The sequence below is a fragment of the Bradyrhizobium genomosp. I (2014) genome, assembly GCF_000261685.1.
Lineage (GTDB): Bacteria > Pseudomonadota > Alphaproteobacteria > Rhizobiales > Xanthobacteraceae > Bradyrhizobium.
On record NZ_AJQE01000303.1, the window covers coordinates 1 to 15,815 of the forward strand.

The window sequence follows — 15,815 nt, forward strand, 5'->3', positions numbered from 1 at the left end:
CCACTACCCCATGGAATCTTCGTCGCTGCGCTCCTCGCAATGACGACTTACGCGTAACTGCGCATCGCCTCGGCGTGGCCGTTCGCCTCGACCTCGGTGCGCGGGCGCAGCCGAGTCAGCGCCAGCATCATGCCGACGCCATAGGCCAGCGAGACGATCGAGGAACCGCCATAGGAGATGAAGGGCAGCGTCATGCCCTTGGCGGGGATGAGCTGGAGATTGACCGACATGTTGATCGCGGCCTGCACGCCGAACAGGATCGCAAGACCCGAGGCGGCAAAGCGCGAGAACATGTCCTCGTTGGCATAGGCCCGCGACAGCGTCCGGATCACGACGAAGGTGAACAGTGCCAGCATCGCAAGGCACAGGATGATGCCGAACTCCTCGGCGGCGACCGCGAACACGAAGTCGGTATGGCTGTCCGGCAGGCTGCGCTTGGCGATGCCCTCGCCCGGTCCGAGGCCAAACCATCCGCCGTTGTAGAAGGCTTCCATGGCGGTATCGACCTGGAAAGTGTCGCCGGAAGCGGGGTTCATGAAGCGCTTGATGCGCCCCGCCACGTGCGGGACGAACAGATAGGCGCTGAACAGGCCGGCCGCACCGAGGCCCGCGAGGCCGAACACCCAGATCATGCGCATGCCCGCGATGAAGAACAGCGAGCCCCACACCATCAGGATCAGCATGGTCTGACCAAAATCCGGCTCCATCACCAGCAGCGCGACCAGCATCATGAGCAGCACCAGCGCCATCGAGGTCGCAGGCATCTCGGGCCGCTTGGTCGATTCCGCGAACAACCAGGCGGCGATGACGACGAAGGACGGCTTCGCGATCTCGGAGGCCTGGATGTTGACGCCGAGCAGCGTGATCCAGCGCCGCGAGCCCTTCACCTCGGGGCCGATCGCGAGCGTGAGCACGATCAGGATGATGCTCGCCGCGAAGATGATCAGGGCCGAGCGGCGGATCGACCGCGGCGACAGGAAGGATACCCCGAGCAGCACGATGCAGGACGGCACCAGGAACAGCACGTGACGATTAAAGAAATGGAACGGATCGAGCCCGATGCGGGTCGCGACCGGCGGGCTCGCCGCCAGCGACAGGATCACGCCCGTCAGCATCAAGGCCAGGATGGCGCCCATCAGCGGCTTGTCGACGGTCCACCACCACTCGGAAAAGGGGGTGCGTTCTTCACGGGAGAGCATGGGCGGCCGCTTTCGGACAGAGGTCCGCCCATTGGTCGCCGAGGTTGGTTACCGGGGGGTTAAGGGAATGGATGAAGTTGTGGAGAGTCTCGTGCCCCGGACGTAGCGCAGCGCGCCGCTTCTTCGCGGCGTGGCGCGCTGCAGAGCCGGGGCCCATTGCGGCAGTGTATCGTGTCGCGGCTTGGGTCCCGGCTCGCGCTACGCGCGTCCGGGACACGAGAGCGCCCTACACCACCGGCTTCACACCGGGCAGCGCCTGCACCAACTCGCGGAACCTGGTGCCGCGGATCTCGAAGTTGCGGTACTGGTCGAAGGAGGCGCAGGCGGGCGACAGCAGCACGACGGCGTCGGTGAGGCCTGATGCTTCCGCATCGCGCGCGGCGTGCTCGACCGCGACGTCCAGCGTCTGGCTGATCTCGTGCGCGACTTGCGTGCCCAGCGTGCCCGAAAACTCCTGCGCGGCTTCGCCGATCAGATAGGCTTTTCGGATACGCGGGAAGAAACCGGTCAGACTGGTAATGCCGCCCGCCTTCGGCTTGCCGCCGGCGATCCAGAAGATGTCGGCAAAGGACGACAGCGCATGCGCGGTAGCGTCCGCGTTGGTGCCCTTGGAATCGTTGACGAACAAAACGTTGCCGCGGCGACCGACCTGCTCCATGCGGTGCGCAAGGCCGGGAAAGCTGCGCAGGCCGCTCTGCAGCACATCGAGGCTGATGCCCATCGCGAGCGCGGCGGCGGCGGCGCAGGCCGCGTTCTGCGCATTGTGCAGACCGCGCAGCGAGCCGATGCCGCCGAGCGCGGCGATCTCGCTGCGGGCGCCGCCCGAGGTGCGCACGATATTGCCGTGCTCGACATGGATACCGCTCGCGAGCGGATTCTTGACCGAGATGCGCACGACGTTCTTACCCGAACGGTCGAGCCGGTCGGCGATGTCGCGGCAGAAACCGTCATCGACACCGACGATCGCGGTGCCGCCAGCCTGCACGCCCGCGACGAGGCGTTCCTTCACCGCGGCGTAATGCTCGATGGTGCCGTGACGGTCGATATGGTCCTCGCTGACATTGAGCAGGATGCCGACGGAGGGATCGAGCGAGGGCGTGAGGTCGATCTGGTAGGACGACATCTCGATGACGTGGACGCGCCCCATGCGTGGCGGCTCCAGCGACAGGATCGCGGTGCCGATATTGCCGCCCATCTGGGTATCGTAGCCGGCGACTTTCGTGAGATGTGCGATCAACGCCGTGGTGGTCGATTTGCCGTTGGTGCCGGTGATGGCGATGAAGGGCGCATCCGGCGCGTGGCGCCGCCGCTCGCGGCAGAACAATTCGATGTCGCCGATCACCTCACAGCCTGCCTCACGCGCCTTCAGCACGCTCCAGTGCGGCACCGGATGGGTCAGCGGCACGCCGGGCGCGAGCACAAGTGCGGCGAAATTCGCCCAGGAGACATTGCGCAGATCGGCGGTGATGAAACCGGCCTGCGCGGCTTTGGCGACGTTCTCGGCATTGTCATCGGCGGCGATCACCTCGGCGCCGCCCGCCTTCAGCGCGTGGCAGGAGGCGAGCCCCGACCCGCCGAGGCCGAACACCGCGACGGTCTTGCCGGCAAAGGACGTGACGGGGATCATGATGATTTCATCTCCGTCGTTCCGGGGCTCGCAGAGCGAGAACCCGGAACCTCGAGATTCCGGATCGCCGCTTCGCGTCGTCCGGAATGACGATCCTGGGCAGACACCCTCATCACCGCAGCTTCAGCGTCGACAAGCCGGCCAGCGCCAGCATCACCGAGATGATCCAGAACCGGATCACGATCTGCGGCTCGGTCCAGCCGAGCTGCTCGAAATGGTGATGGATCGGCGCCATCCGGAAGATGCGCTTGCCCGTAAGCTTGAACGACACCACCTGCACGATGACGGAGACCGCCTCCAGCACGAACAGGCCGCCGATCACGGCGAGCACGATCTCGTGCTTCACCGCGACCGCGATGGCGCCGAGCATGCCGCCGAGCGCGAGCGAGCCGGTGTCGCCCATGAAGATCGAAGCTGGTGGCGCATTGAACCAGAGAAAACCGAGACCGGCGCCCAATAGCGCACCGCAGAGCACCGCGAGCTCGCCGGTACCCGCGACATATTTGATCTGGAGATATTCGGCGAACACCGCGTTGCCGGCGAGATAGGCGATCATCGCAAAGCTCGCGGTCGCGATCATCACCGGCACGATGGCGAGGCCGTCGAGGCCGTCGGTGAGATTCACGGCGTTGCCGGAGCCGACGATGACGAAGGCGCCGAAGATGACGAAGAACCAGCCGAAATGCAGCACGGTGTCCTTCAGGAACGGAATCGTCAGCGCGGTGGAGGCGGGATCGCGGTTCAGCCGCACCAGGGCATAGCAGGCAACCAGCGCGATGATCGCCTCGATCAACAGGCGAAGCTTGCTGCCGAACCCGGTCGTGGTCTGCTTGGTCACCTTGAGGTAATCGTCATAGAAGCCGACGAAGCCGAAGCCGAGCGTCACCGCCAGCACGATCCAGACGTAGGGGTTGAGCGGGTTGGCCCACAGCACCGTGCCGACGGTGAGGCCGGACAGGATCATCAGCCCGCCCATGGTGGGCGTGCCCTTCTTGGCGAGATGCGATTGCGGACCGTCGGTCCGGATCGGCTGGCCCTTGCCCTGGCGGATGCGCAGATGATCGATGATCCAGGGCCCGAACAGAAAGACGAACAGCGCGCCGGTGACGACCGCGCCGCCGGTGCGGAAAGTGATGTAGCGGAAGACGTTCAGGAAGGTGCGAACGGCACCGAAGCCCGAAAATGTGTTGGAGAGGTCGATCAGCCAGTAAAACATTCAGTCGGTCCTATGGCGCCTATGCACACGCAGCCTTGGCCTTGTTCCTGGCCTTCATCTTGGCCTCAACGTGCCTCACGCGCATTCGCTGGTCTTCGTCATGGGTCGCGACCTCTTCGGAAAAATAGACGGCTTCGCGCCACAAAGGTGGGATTCGGGAACAGCGCCTTCCAAGCAGTTTACGCTTTCGCCTGCAAGGCGGCCACCAGGCCCGGCACAAACTTGTTGATCCAGAACATCTTTTTGCTGCCCTTGACAACCACGACATCGCCTGCCTTCAGCAGGCTCGCAACCTCGCTCGGCTTCAGCGTGACGGGATCATCGTGCCAGCCGAGGCCCTTGCCTGATGGCAGCACGTCGTAGAGGTGGCGCATCAGGGGGCCGACGCAGTAGACGCCGTCGATGCCTTCCAGATGCCTGGCGAGGCCGGTGTGATAGTGAGGTGCGTCCTCGCCCAACTCGAGCATGTCGCCCAGCACCGCAATGCGCCGTCCGTCGCTCACGTTGCGCGCCTGGAGGCTTTGCAGCGCAGCCGCCACGCTGGCGGGATTGCCGTTGAAGCTGTCGTCGATCACGGTGACATCGCCGACCGCCTGCTCGACGCCGCGGCCGGTCATGATGCCGACGCGGTCGAGCTTGATCGCGAGCGTCGCAACGTCGAGATGCGCGGCATGAACGGCGGCGAGCGCTGCCAGCGCATTGTGCACCCGGTGCGGCGCGCCAGGAGTGAGGCTGAAGGCGATCTCCTTCCTGCCGATCATGGCCACGACCTGCCAGCTCTCGCCATGCGGCGCATGCGCGACCTCGTGCACCTCGGCATGCTCGCCGCCAAAGCGCACGACCTTGCCCTTCCACTCGGGCGCCTTGATTCCAGCGGGCAGCACCAGCACCCCGCCCTCGGGCAGGCCGAGCGCGATCGACACTTTCTCGCGCCTGATAGCGTCGAGCGAGCCGAGCTTTTCCAGATGCACGGGCTGAACGTTGACGACGAGCGCGACCGTCGGCCGGGTCAATTCGCTGAGCCGCGCGATCTCGCCTTGCTGGTTCATGCCCATCTCGACGACCCAGAGACTGGCGTCGGGTCTCGCGTTGCACAGCGTCAGCGGCACGCCCCAGAAATTGTTGAAGCTGGACGGGCTCGCATAGGCGTTCGGATAGGCGGCGAGAAATTCCTTGGTGCTGGTCTTGCCCGCGCTTCCGGTGAGCCCGATCACCGGTCCGCCAAAGCGCGTGCGTGCGGCACGTGCAAGGCCCCAGAGACCGTCGATCAGCGTGTCCTTCACGACGATCTGCGGAATGCGGATGCCCGCGATCTCGTGCGGCACGATCATCGCCACCGCGCCCGAAGCTTCCGCCTTGTCCGCGAACTCCCAGCCGTCGCGCGCGCTGGCGAAGGCCGAGATGAAGCCGCCGCTCGGCGTGCCGCTGAGCGCGACGAACAGGCTGCCCGGCTTCACCAGGCGGCTGTCCTGCGTGACGAAGTCGATTCCCGTGTCCGGGAATGATCCGGCGACACCAAGCGCATGCGCGACCTCGGCGACCGTCCATATTGGCGCGCTCATGCAACCCTCGATGCTAGTGCGGCGGCAACCGCCTCGTGATCACTGAAGGGCAGAACCTCTCCACCGACGATCTGCCCGGTCTCATGGCCCTTCCCGGCGATGAGCAGCGCATCGCCTTCTTCCAAGCCCTCGATCGCCGCGCGGATCGCAGCCGCGCGGTCGCCGATTTCGCGGGCGCCCTTCGCGGTGGCGAGGATGGCGGCGCGGATGGCTTCCGGCTTCTCGCTGCGCGGATTGTCGTCGGTGATGATGACGCCGTCGGCGTTCGCGGCCGCGATCGCGCCCATGATCGGACGCTTGCCGGCATCGCGATCGCCGCCGGCGCCGAACACGATGACCAGCCTGCGCTGCGCATAAGGCCTCAGCGCCTGGAGCGCCTTCTCGAGCGCATCGGGCTTGTGCGCGTAATCGACGAAGATCGGCGCGCCGTTGCGCTCGCCGACGCGCTCGAGCCGGCCCTTGGCGCCTTCGAGATGTTCGAGGCCTGCAAACACGTTGGCGGCGTCGCTGCCGGTGCCGATCGCAAGGCCCGCCGACACCAGCGCGTTCTCGATCTGGAATTCGCCGACCAGCGGCAGCCGGATCGCATGGAGCCTGCCGCGATGTTCGACCGTCAGCTTCTGCGAGAAACCTTCGACCACGGCCTCGGTGAGGCGGATGCCCTCGCCTGCTCCATCGCCGTTGCGGCCCACCGCCATCACGCGCAGGCCGCGCGACTTCGCCGCATCGATTGCTTCCGCCGAGCAATCATGATCGGCCGAGATCACTGCGGCGCCGCCCGGCGGCACCAGTTCGCGGAACAGGCGAAGCTTCGCCGCAAGATAATGCGCGACGGTCGGATGATAATCCATGTGGTCGCGCGACAGGTTGGTGAAGCCGGCGGCGGAGACGCGCACGCCGTCGAGGCGATACTGGTCGAGCCCGTGCGAGGAGGCCTCGAAGGCGAGATGCGTGACGCCCTCGCGTGCGATCTCGTCGATCTGCCGGTGCAGCGCAATCGGGTCCGGCGTCGTCAGCGAGCCGTAGACGGTGCGCCTAGGCGACACGAGGCCGATCGTGCCGATGCTGGCGGCGGCATGCCCCAGCCGCTCCCAGATCTGGCGCGTGAACGCCGCGACCGAGGTCTTGCCGCTGGTGCCGGTCACCGCGGCGATCGTGGCGGGCTGCGCCGGGAAGAATCTTGCCGCAGCCAGCGCCAGCGCGCGGCGCGGATTGGCAACCGCGATGAACGGCACCTGGCAGGCCGCGGGCGCATGGTCGCCGACCACGGCGACCGCGCCGGCCGCAATCGCGGCATCGATGAAGCGGACACCATCGGTCTTGCTGCCCGCGAGCGCAAAGAACAGGTCGCCCGGCTTGACCACGCGGCTGTCGAGCGCAAGGCCGCTCACGTCGAGCGCAGCAACAGCGGGCGCGATCGCGGCATCATCGCCCAGAATATCCTGACCCAGGAGGTCGCGCAGCTTCATGGTCTTCCAGTCGACATGCCCTGCCGGAAAGCCGAATCCCTTGGAAAATCCCGACTCGGCACCGGCGATGGCCCACCCGGTTGATTACTGGGTTGTCCTGGATGCTGCAAGAATAAGGCGCTCGGACGGCGGCAGGTCAAACCGCGGCTCGACGCCCAGAAGCGGCGCGATCCGCTCGATCACCTTGCCGCCGGTCGGCACAGCGTTCCAGCCCGAGGTAATGAAGCCCTTGGTTTCAGGTATCGCCTGAGGCTCGTCCAGCATGATCAGGATCTGATATTTCGGATCGTCGCAGGGCATGATCGCGGTGAACGAGTTGAGCACGCGTTTCTTGGCATAGCGACCGTTGATGACCTTTTCGGACGTGCCGGTCTTGCCGCCGACATAGTAGCCCTTGACGTCGGCGGTCTTGGCGGTACCGATTTCGGCATTGAGCCGCATCAGGAACCGCATCTTGTCGCTGGTCTCCGGCTTGACGACGCGCTTGGCCATCGCCATGGCTTCGGATTCGCTGCGCTTCATGAATGTCGGCGGAATCAGATAGCCGCCGTTCACCAGCGCGTTGATGCCCATCACCGCCTGCAGTGGCGCCACCGACATGCCCTGGCCGAATGCGATGGTGACCGTGTTCAGCTCACCCCAGCGGCGCGGGATCAGCGGCGCCGCGCTCTCCGGCAACTCGGTGCGCAGCCGCGTCAGCTGGCCCATCTTGGCGAGGAACGCCTTGTGCGCCTCGACGCCCTGGCCGAGCGCGATCCGCGCCGCGCCGATGTTGGAGGAGTAGGTGAACACTTCCTTGGTGTTGATGAAGCGCCCGAGCGGATGGCTGTCGTGGATGGTGAACTTGCCGTAATGCAGGTTTCCGCGCGCATCCCACGACGAGTTCAGATTGATCTTGCCGGAATCGAGCGCCATCGCCAGCGTGAATGCCTTGAAGGTCGAGCCCATCTCGTAGACGCCGGTGGTCAGGCGGTTGATGCGATCGGGGTCGTGCGCTTCCTTCGGATTGTTGGGATCGAAGTCCGGAAGCGAGACCATCGCGACGATCTCGCCGGTCTTGACATTGGAGACGAGGCCGGAGGCGGCCTTGGCGTGGAACTTGTCCTTGGCCTTCAAGAGCTCGTCGCGCAGCGCGTGCTCGACGCGCAGATCGACCGAGAGTTCGATCGGCTTCTGCAGCCGGTCGGTGGCGAAGCCGGCACGGTGGAGATCGGCGAGCCCTTGATTGTCGAGCCACTTCTCCAGACCGGCGATACCCTGGTTGTCGATGTTGACCAGACCAATGAGGTGGGCGACCTCGTTGCCGGTCGGATAGACGCGCTTGTTCTCGCGCAGGAAGCCGATGCCGGGAATGCCGAGCTTGTGGATGGCCTGCTGCTGCGCCGGCGTGACCTCGCGCTTGAGCCAGGCGAAGCCCTTGCGCGACGACAGGCGCTCGCGCACCTCGGCCTCGTCAAGGTCGGGAATGGTCGCGGTCAGCAGCTCGATCGCCTCGTCCTTGTCGATGATGCGGCGCGGTTCGCCGAACAAGCTCGCCGCCTTGACGTCGGTCGCGAGGATGGCGCCGTTGCGGTCGACGATATCGGGCCGCGCGGTCGCAACCACCTCCTGCGCCGCGGCGCGGCGCGCACCGTGGGCGTCGGCGCCGATCGCGAACATCACGAGCCGGCCGCCGATCAGGGCATAGACCGAGGCGAAGGCGAGCATGGCCAGGCCCACGCGTGCGCGCGCCTTTGCGGCGCGATCGACATTGCGCCCGTAGAGCAGGCTGCGGATCAGCCGCTGCCGCCAGGGTTCGATTGGTCTTGCAGTTGGTTTTGCAGGCGTCGCCGGGCTCATTGCTTGTCCTCGGGCTGAGGCACGGAGCCTGTCACCGCGTCGGGTTCGCTCGCGGCTTCGATGGCGTTGAGCATGGCCCCGATCGGATCGGGCTCACCCGGCCCGAACATCCGCGGCGGGCGCTCCGGCAGATTCTTCAGCGAGTCATATTGCGTGCCGTTGACCGGCTTGAGGTGCAGATGCCGGTCGGATAGTCCTTGCAGGCGCAAGGGCGCATCGAGCTTGGCCCATTCGGCGCGCAGCGTCGCGATCGCGTCGCGCTGTTCGCGGATCTCCGCATGCAGCCGCAGCACCTTTTCGGTGCGCGCGGTGGAGTCCATCTTGATCCGGTAGACATGGGCCGCCGCGAAGATCAGCGCACCGATGACGAGGAGGTGGATGATGCGCATGCGCTAGCCGCCCCTCATCACGTCGGAGAGTTTTGGCCAGGACGATGCCTCATCGATCTCATGTGCCGGCGCCGAGGTGCGCTCGGCGGCACGCAGCTTCGCGGAGCGCGCGCGCGGATTGCGCCCGACTTCGTCTTCGCCGGCGACGACCGGTCGCCGCGTCAGCAGATGGAAGCTCGGCGCGACTTGGGCGACTTCCGGCAGATGCCGCGAACCGCCGCCCGTCTTGGAGCGCTCGGAGAGGAAATTCTTGACGATGCGGTCTTCCAGCGAATGGAACGAGACGACGACGAGGCGACCGCCGGGCTTGAGCACGCGCTCGGCCGCAGCGAGCGCCGTCTGCAGTTCCTCGAGCTCCTCGTTGACGAAGATGCGCAGCGCCTGGAACGTCCGCGTCGCCGGGTGAATCTCCCCGGGCTTCGATCGCACGACCCTGCCGACGAGATCGGCGAGCGCGCGCGTGGTCGTGAACGGGGTTTCCTGCCGGTCCGCCACGATGGCGCGGGCGATGCGGCGCGAATGCCGCTCCTCGCCGAAGAGATAGATGATGTCGGCGAGATCGCCTTCGGAGGCGCGCGCGACGACGTCCGCCGCAGTCGGGCCTGTCTGTCCCATCCGCATGTCGAGCGGACCGTCGAGACGGAAGGAGAAGCCGCGGCCGGCCTGGTCGAGCTGCATCGAGGACACGCCGACGTCCATCACGACGCCATCGATCGCCTCGACGCCTTGCGCCGCGCAGACCTCGGCAAGGTTGGAGAAGCGGTCCTCGACCAGCATCAGCCGGCCTGCGGAGCCTTCGGCCAGTTCGGCACCGCCGGCAATCGCGGTGCGGTCGCGATCAATGGCGATGAGTCGGGTTCCCGGCACGTCCAGGATCGCGCGGCTATAGCCGCCGGCACCAAAAGTGGCGTCGACGTAGACGCCACCCTCGCGCGGGGCGAGATGCGCGATGGCCTCACGGCCAAGAACGGGGATATGCGGAGCCGAGCTCATGCGCGACGCCAGCCGACCGCCGAGCCTGACATCCAAGCGAGATCGGGGAGGAACAAGCCCATAACGCCTCGAATCATTGCGCGTCGCGGCGGTTCCACGACAAAGCCCTCGTCCTGCATGGTTACCGAGCCTGGTCGTCCCGGGCCACAAACCCAGTGTCCCCAGTGGAATTTGTCGGGCAGCCATGGGATTTCGAGCCAAAATACGCTTTGGCCGCCTCCGGACGCGGGTCGGCTCTTCATCCCTCAGTAACGGCCCTTAGCGTTAAGAAAGCGTTGCTCGGCTCGTGACAAGTGGAAAAGGTGACGAGGGGGTGATGCGTCATCCACACACATCATCAAAATGCATCCGTTAACCGCGCCGCGCGATTGCGTACGGTGGAGGGTAAAGGAATAGTAAAGAGAAGGGCTTGCCCCACTCTCCGTCCGTTTGAGCTGCTCATGCCCTCCGGTTCGTCCACACCGTCTGGATCTGATTCGAAACGTCAACGAGTTCTCCCGGTTCCCAAGACCGCGGCGAGCCTGCGGACGTTCGAGCCCGACTCTTCGATCGTCTCGGACATCATCCCTTCGCCCAATTATGGCGAGCGCAACAAGGGACGACAGCCGGACATGATCGTGCTGCACTACACCGGCATGCCCGATGTCGAGGGCGCGCTGGCACGGCTGTGCACGGCCGGCACCGAAGTCTCGGCGCATTATGTCGTGCTGGAGGACGGCCGCATCGTGCAATGCGTGCCCGAGACCAAGCGCGCCTGGCACGCGGGCACCTCGTCCTGGGCCGGCGAGGACGACATCAACTCCTGCTCGATCGGCATCGAGATCATCAATCGCGGCCATGATTGGGGCTATCCGGAGTTCCCGCTGCGCCAGATCGCCGCCGTGATCGCGCTGTGCCGCGGCATCATGCTCCGCCGCGAGGTGCCGGCCCACCGGGTGCTCGGCCATTCCGACGTCGCGCCCGCCCGCAAGAAGGACCCCGGCGAAAAGTTTCCGTGGCATTCGCTGGCGAATTCCGGCGTCGGTCACTGGGTCACGCCCGCCCCGATCGTGCGCGGCGAGACCCTGATGCTCGGCACGATCAGCGACGCCGTGCTGAGCATGCAACAGGCGCTCGCAAGGTACGGCTACGGCGTGCCGCTCACCGGCAAATACGATGCCGCGACGATGGAAGTCGTCACCGCCTTCCAGCGCCATTTCCGCCCGGCGCGGCTGGATGGGGTCGCTGACCATTCGACGCTGTCGACATTGCAGGCGCTGCTGGCGAGCTTGCCGGCGGAAGGGACGACCGTGGCATCGAAGTGACGGCGACAGCCGTCATTCCGGGACGCACGAAGTGCGAACCCGGAATCTCGAGATTCCGGGCTCGATGCTATGCATCGCCCCGGAATGACCGCACTAGATATCCATCTCCCTCACCCTTCGCGCATAGAGCCTCCGCAACGGCGCGAGCTGCGTTGCTTCCGTCGCCGCACGATAGGCGTCGCGCGCCTCCTCCGTCCTGCCCAGCCTTCGCAACAAATCCGCGCGCACTGCGGGCAACAGCTCATAGCCGGAAAGCCCGCCGCGCGCGGTGATCGCATCGACGAGATCCAGCGCGCGTGCCGGCCCATCGACCATGGACACCGCCGCGGCGTGGTTGAGTTCGATCACCGGCGAGGGGTTGATACGCAGCAGCACCCCGTAGAGCCCGGCGATCTGCGGCCAGTCGGTCTCCTCGAAGCTTGGCGCACGCGCATGCAGCGCGGCGATCGCGGCCTGCACCGCATAGGGCTGCGGCCGGCCCGGCACGCGCAGCGCATCGTCGACCAGACGAAGGCCCTCGTCGATCTGCCCGCGATCCCACAGCGAACGGTCCTGCTCTTCGAGCAGCACGATGTCGCCGGCCGACGTCTCGCGCCCGGCGCGGCGCGCGTCGTGCAGCAGCATCAGGGCCAGCAGGCCCTTGATGCCGGCGCGATCGGGCATCAGTCGATCGAGCAAGCGGCCGAGCCGGATGGCTTCGATGGCGAGATCGGGCAGCATCAGGTCCGTGCCCTCGGTTGCAACATAGCCCTCGGTGAAGACGAGATAGATGACGGCGAGGACGCCGTCGAGCCGCGACACCAGCGCCTCGCGCTTGGGCACTTCGTAAGGGATGCCGGCAAGCCTGATCTTCTGCTTGGCGCGGACGAGCCGCTGCGCCATCGCCTCCTCACTGACGAGGAAGGCGCGTGCCACCTGCGCCGTCGACAACCCGCACACGGTGCGCAGCGTCAGCGCGACCTGCACCTCGGGCGCGAACGCCGGATGGCAGCAGGTGAAGATCAGCCGGAGCATGTCGTCGTCGAGCGTTGCCGGCGGCTCGTCGGCGGCCTGTGCGTTGAGTTCCAGCTCATGCACCAGTTCCTGCTGCTTGCCGCGAAAGACAGCCCGGCGGCGGATGCGGTCGATCGCCTTGTGCCTGGCGACATTGACCAGCCAGGCCCGGGGATTGTCGGGGATCTCGCACGCCGCCCAGCGTTCCAGGGCGACGGCAAAGGCATCCTGAAGCGCGTCCTCGGCGAGATCGAAATCGCCGACGAGACGGATCAGCGTGGCCAGCGCGCGCCCCGCCTCGTCGCGGAAGATTTTGTCGATCTCGCTGGGGGTCATTGATCCTTTGCAGGTCATTCCGGGGCGTGCGAAGCACGAACCCGGAATCTCGAGGTTCCGGGTTCGCCCTTCGGGCGCCCCGGAACGACAGTGCTCACTTCTCATACACCCAGATCGGCCGCACCTCGATCGAGCCGATGCGTGCGCTGGGAATCCGCGCCGCGATCGCGATGGCCTCGTTGAGATCCTTCGCCTCGACCAGGTAGTAACCGCCGAGCTGCTCGCGCGTTTCCGCGAATGGACCGTCGGTCGTCAGCGTCTTTCCCTCGCGCACACGGACGGTCGTTGCAGTCATGGTCGGCTGCAGGCGGTCGCCGGCCTTGAAGTTGCCGCTCTGGACGATGGATTGGGTGAAGGCCTGGTATTCGGCCAGCATCTTCTGGCTGGTCGCCGCGTCGTTCTTCGCGTATTCGACCTCGTTCTGATAGATCATCAGCAAATATTGCATTGCTTCACTCCTGTTGTACGGCTCACTCGCCGACATCCAGTCGAACGGGACACGCTCCAAACGACATCTTCAGGATAAATTATTTCGGGCGGTTCGTGCGTCGCGATATCGGCTTGACGAAACCGTCACAAATGCCACATGCGTTGTCAGTCAGTCGGCTGGACGGCCGCTCCGGCAGGTGCCGAAAGGCCGCCGGGGAGGAAAGTCCGGGCTCCCTTGACATGCGGTGCCGGATAACGTCCGGCGGGGGTGACCCCAGGGAAAGTGCCACAGAGAACGAACCGCTCCGCCTCGCCTTCGGGCTTCGCGGAGTAAGGGTGAAAAGGTGCGGTAAGAGCGCACCGCGGTTCCGGCAACGGAGCCGGCATGGCAAACCCCACCGGGAGCAAAACCGAATAGGGACGGCTTAAGCGGGCTGTTCGCGCAAGCGATAACGCCGCGGGGCGATGTCAGGCCCGCCGTCCGGGTAGGTTGCTCGAGGCCATGTGCAAACACGGTCCCAGAGGAATGGCCGTCACGTATCGTTCGCGCAAGCGGACGGTGCCCTACAGAACCCGGCTTACAGGCCGGCTGATATGCGACGAGGGGTTCGATGCCAACGCATCGGGCCCCTCACCATTTTGACGCTCCGTCATTCCCCGGCGCGCGCAGCGCGAGCCCGGAATCCATCCGTCCGCAGAGTTGGTAGAGGAATGAAGTCCGGGCTTCGCTTGGCGAACCCGGAATGGCGATCGTGAACCAGGGCGTGTACCCAAAGACGTTCGCTTACCACCCCAAAGCGGAAGTCTCCCACCCTGAGCGTGATCGGCGGCTTGTGGACGGAGCCGACTTCCTGGATGAATGTTGTGATAGCCTGCGTCCGGCTCGGGGTAAGGATCTAACGAGAAAGGGTCTCCGCGATGTCTAACGACCAGGGACCGGACAGCCTTAATCGCCGTCGCTTCATGGTCACCGCAATCGGTGCCTCAGCTGCGCTCGCAGCCAGCTCTGCTCCCCCGGGTACGCAGGCTGCGACTGTATCGCGAGGAACCGCTTTTACCGGAGACACGATAGACGGAAAGAAGATTGTCAGCGCGCTCGACGTCAATGACCTGGAGCCGGGCAAAAAGCACCTTTTCTATTTTCAGGGTGTTGAAATGCCAACCGGACAGCACTGGTATGTGTCCGTGACGGTCGTCAAGGGAGCAAAGCCCGGCAAGCGCGGCGTTCTTACCAGTGGCGTGCATGGCGACGAGATGAGTTCTGTGCATACGGTCCAGACAGTGATGAGCCAACTCGACTTGGCGCAGATGTCGGGCACGGTGATGGCGGTCACGGACGTGTCTCGCCCGGCCCTGGAAAGCATGCAGCGCAGATGGCCCAACCAGGGCAGAGGCATCGATCTGATTGATATGAATCGGGAGTGGCCCGGGAACGAGAACGGTGCCACCACACCCAGCCGACACGCCGGGCTCCTGTTCAACCGGCTGCTGCGGCCGAACGCCGACTTCGCGATCGACTTCCACACAGGCACAACCGGATTCGAAGTCACCGCATTCAATGTTGGCGGCATGGATGTGCCCGAGGTCAAGGCGATGCTGGAGCTCTATCCTGTCGGCCAGATTTTCGACAATCATGTATATCCCGGTGTCCTGCACAACGCGTTTATGGACGTGGGCATCCCGTCCTTCACGCCGGAAGTCGGCGCTGGGCGCGTCCTGGACCACGAGATGATTTCGCTTTTCGTGGAAGGCACGATGAATGTCCTCAGGCATCACGGCATCGTTGCCGGGCCAATGGGACGTACAGGCAAGGACGTGACCGTCTTTGTCGGCAACAGCGCGTACCCGATCCTGGCCACCGCGGGCGGTCTCGTTGAGCATCTGGTCAAACTCAACGACAAGGTCAGCGCTGGACAGAAGGTCGCCATCCAGCGCAATAGCTTCGGTGAGGTCGTTGCGGAGTATGCCAGCGGCGTGGCCGGAGAGATAACGGGCCAGCGCAGCGATGCAATGTCTGAGCCGGGCAATCCCTTGGTATTCATCCTTTTCAACAAACCGGGTCCGGAGGACGTTCCGATCTATCCCGAGTAGTTGCCGCATCGACCTCAAGGCTGCTGATGCGATCTTCACTGTGGCCGTTCACGAGGCTCCATGTCTCAAATTGGCCCAACCCTGACCTAGGGTGAGGTGCGCCAACGCGCCGATATCGAAGGCAGAGCGGACATCATACGAAATGGAGCGCGGGTTTACGAGTACAGGCTCCAGCTAGGCCGCGATCTCGTTCAACACCGCGATCAGCGCCTCGGGCGCGGTGACATTCGGCGCATGGCTGGCGTCGAGCTCGACATAGCGCCAGCCATGCTCGCTCTTCGCCCGCTTGGCGAACTGCCCGAACACGTCGCCCGGCGGGACGCGCGTGCAATAGATGTAGCTGCGAGGCATCGCCGGCTCGCCGTGTT

General features: G+C 65.2%; 12 protein-coding genes, 1 other RNA gene and 1 pseudogene. 3 read left to right on the forward strand and 11 right to left on the reverse strand.

Going from position 1 to position 15,815, the window contains the following annotated elements; all coding sequences use genetic code 11:
* Positions 1-47 precede the first annotated feature (47 nt).
* From ftsW to rsmH, 8 genes are all read right to left on the reverse strand, one after another.
* Positions 48-1,199, reverse strand: coding sequence for a putative lipid II flippase FtsW (gene ftsW, locus IC50_RS28050; RefSeq protein WP_035712377.1), 1,152 nt, complete (start codon positions 1,197-1,199; stop codon positions 48-50).
* Positions 1,200-1,425: 226 nt separating this feature from the next.
* Positions 1,426-2,826 carry a UDP-N-acetylmuramoyl-L-alanine--D-glutamate ligase gene (gene murD, locus IC50_RS28055; RefSeq protein WP_035712380.1) on the reverse strand — a complete coding sequence of 467 codons (1,401 nt, stop codon included), beginning with the start codon at positions 2,824-2,826 and terminating at the stop codon, positions 1,426-1,428.
* A gap of 112 nt (positions 2,827-2,938) precedes the next feature.
* Positions 2,939-4,042, reverse strand: a complete 1,104-nt coding sequence (gene mraY, locus IC50_RS28060) for a phospho-N-acetylmuramoyl-pentapeptide-transferase (protein ID WP_035712382.1) — start codon at positions 4,040-4,042, stop codon at positions 2,939-2,941.
* A 179-nt stretch (positions 4,043-4,221) separates the two neighbouring features.
* A complete protein-coding gene (locus IC50_RS28065) occupies positions 4,222-5,604 on the reverse strand; it encodes a UDP-N-acetylmuramoyl-tripeptide--D-alanyl-D-alanine ligase (RefSeq protein WP_035712384.1) in 1,383 nt (460 codons plus the stop codon).
* Positions 5,601-7,073, reverse strand: a complete 1,473-nt coding sequence (locus tag IC50_RS28070; RefSeq protein WP_035712386.1) for a UDP-N-acetylmuramoyl-L-alanyl-D-glutamate--2,6-diaminopimelate ligase — start codon at positions 7,071-7,073, stop codon at positions 5,601-5,603. The genes IC50_RS28065 and IC50_RS28070 overlap by 4 nt, the downstream gene beginning before the upstream one ends.
* An 84-nt stretch (positions 7,074-7,157) precedes the next feature.
* Positions 7,158-8,912: a peptidoglycan D,D-transpeptidase FtsI family protein gene (locus IC50_RS28075; RefSeq protein ID WP_035712388.1), complete on the reverse strand. Its 1,755-nt coding sequence runs from the start codon at positions 8,910-8,912 to the stop codon at positions 7,158-7,160.
* Positions 8,909-9,301 (reverse strand): cell division protein FtsL, encoded by a 393-nt coding sequence (gene ftsL / locus IC50_RS28080; RefSeq protein WP_035712391.1) that lies wholly within the window; start codon positions 9,299-9,301, stop codon positions 8,909-8,911. Before ftsL ends, IC50_RS28075 begins: the two co-directional genes overlap by 4 nt.
* Before the next feature lie 3 nt (positions 9,302-9,304).
* Positions 9,305-10,294: a 16S rRNA (cytosine(1402)-N(4))-methyltransferase RsmH gene (rsmH, locus tag IC50_RS28085; RefSeq protein ID WP_035712404.1), complete on the reverse strand. Its 990-nt coding sequence runs from the start codon at positions 10,292-10,294 to the stop codon at positions 9,305-9,307.
* A gap of 440 nt (positions 10,295-10,734) precedes the next feature.
* Between rsmH and IC50_RS28090 the strand changes: the two genes are divergently transcribed.
* A complete protein-coding gene (locus IC50_RS28090) occupies positions 10,735-11,598 on the forward strand; it encodes an N-acetylmuramoyl-L-alanine amidase (RefSeq protein ID WP_193374161.1) in 864 nt (287 codons plus the stop codon).
* A 93-nt stretch (positions 11,599-11,691) separates the two neighbouring features.
* Here IC50_RS28090 and IC50_RS28095 read toward each other — a convergent pair whose 3' ends face one another.
* Positions 11,692-12,927, reverse strand: a complete 1,236-nt coding sequence (locus IC50_RS28095; protein WP_035712393.1) for an RNA polymerase sigma factor — start codon at positions 12,925-12,927, stop codon at positions 11,692-11,694.
* Positions 12,928-13,021: 94 nt separating this feature from the next.
* On the reverse strand, positions 13,022-13,375 hold the full coding sequence (locus IC50_RS28100; RefSeq protein ID WP_035712396.1) for a YciI family protein: 354 nt from the start codon (positions 13,373-13,375) through the stop codon (positions 13,022-13,024).
* 150 nt (positions 13,376-13,525) lie between these two features.
* Here IC50_RS28100 and rnpB point away from each other — a divergent pair.
* An RNA gene (gene rnpB, locus IC50_RS38545) (RNase P RNA component class A) lies at positions 13,526-13,953 on the forward strand.
* Between the two features lie 321 nt (positions 13,954-14,274).
* Positions 14,275-15,447 (forward strand): M14 family metallopeptidase, encoded by a 1,173-nt coding sequence (locus IC50_RS28105; RefSeq protein WP_035712399.1) that lies wholly within the window; start codon positions 14,275-14,277, stop codon positions 15,445-15,447.
* Positions 15,448-15,621: 174 nt separating this feature from the next.
* On the opposite strand, the pseudogene IC50_RS28110 reads toward IC50_RS28105, so the two are convergent.
* Positions 15,622-15,815, reverse strand: a pseudogene (locus tag IC50_RS28110) (alpha/beta fold hydrolase); the annotation flags it as partial.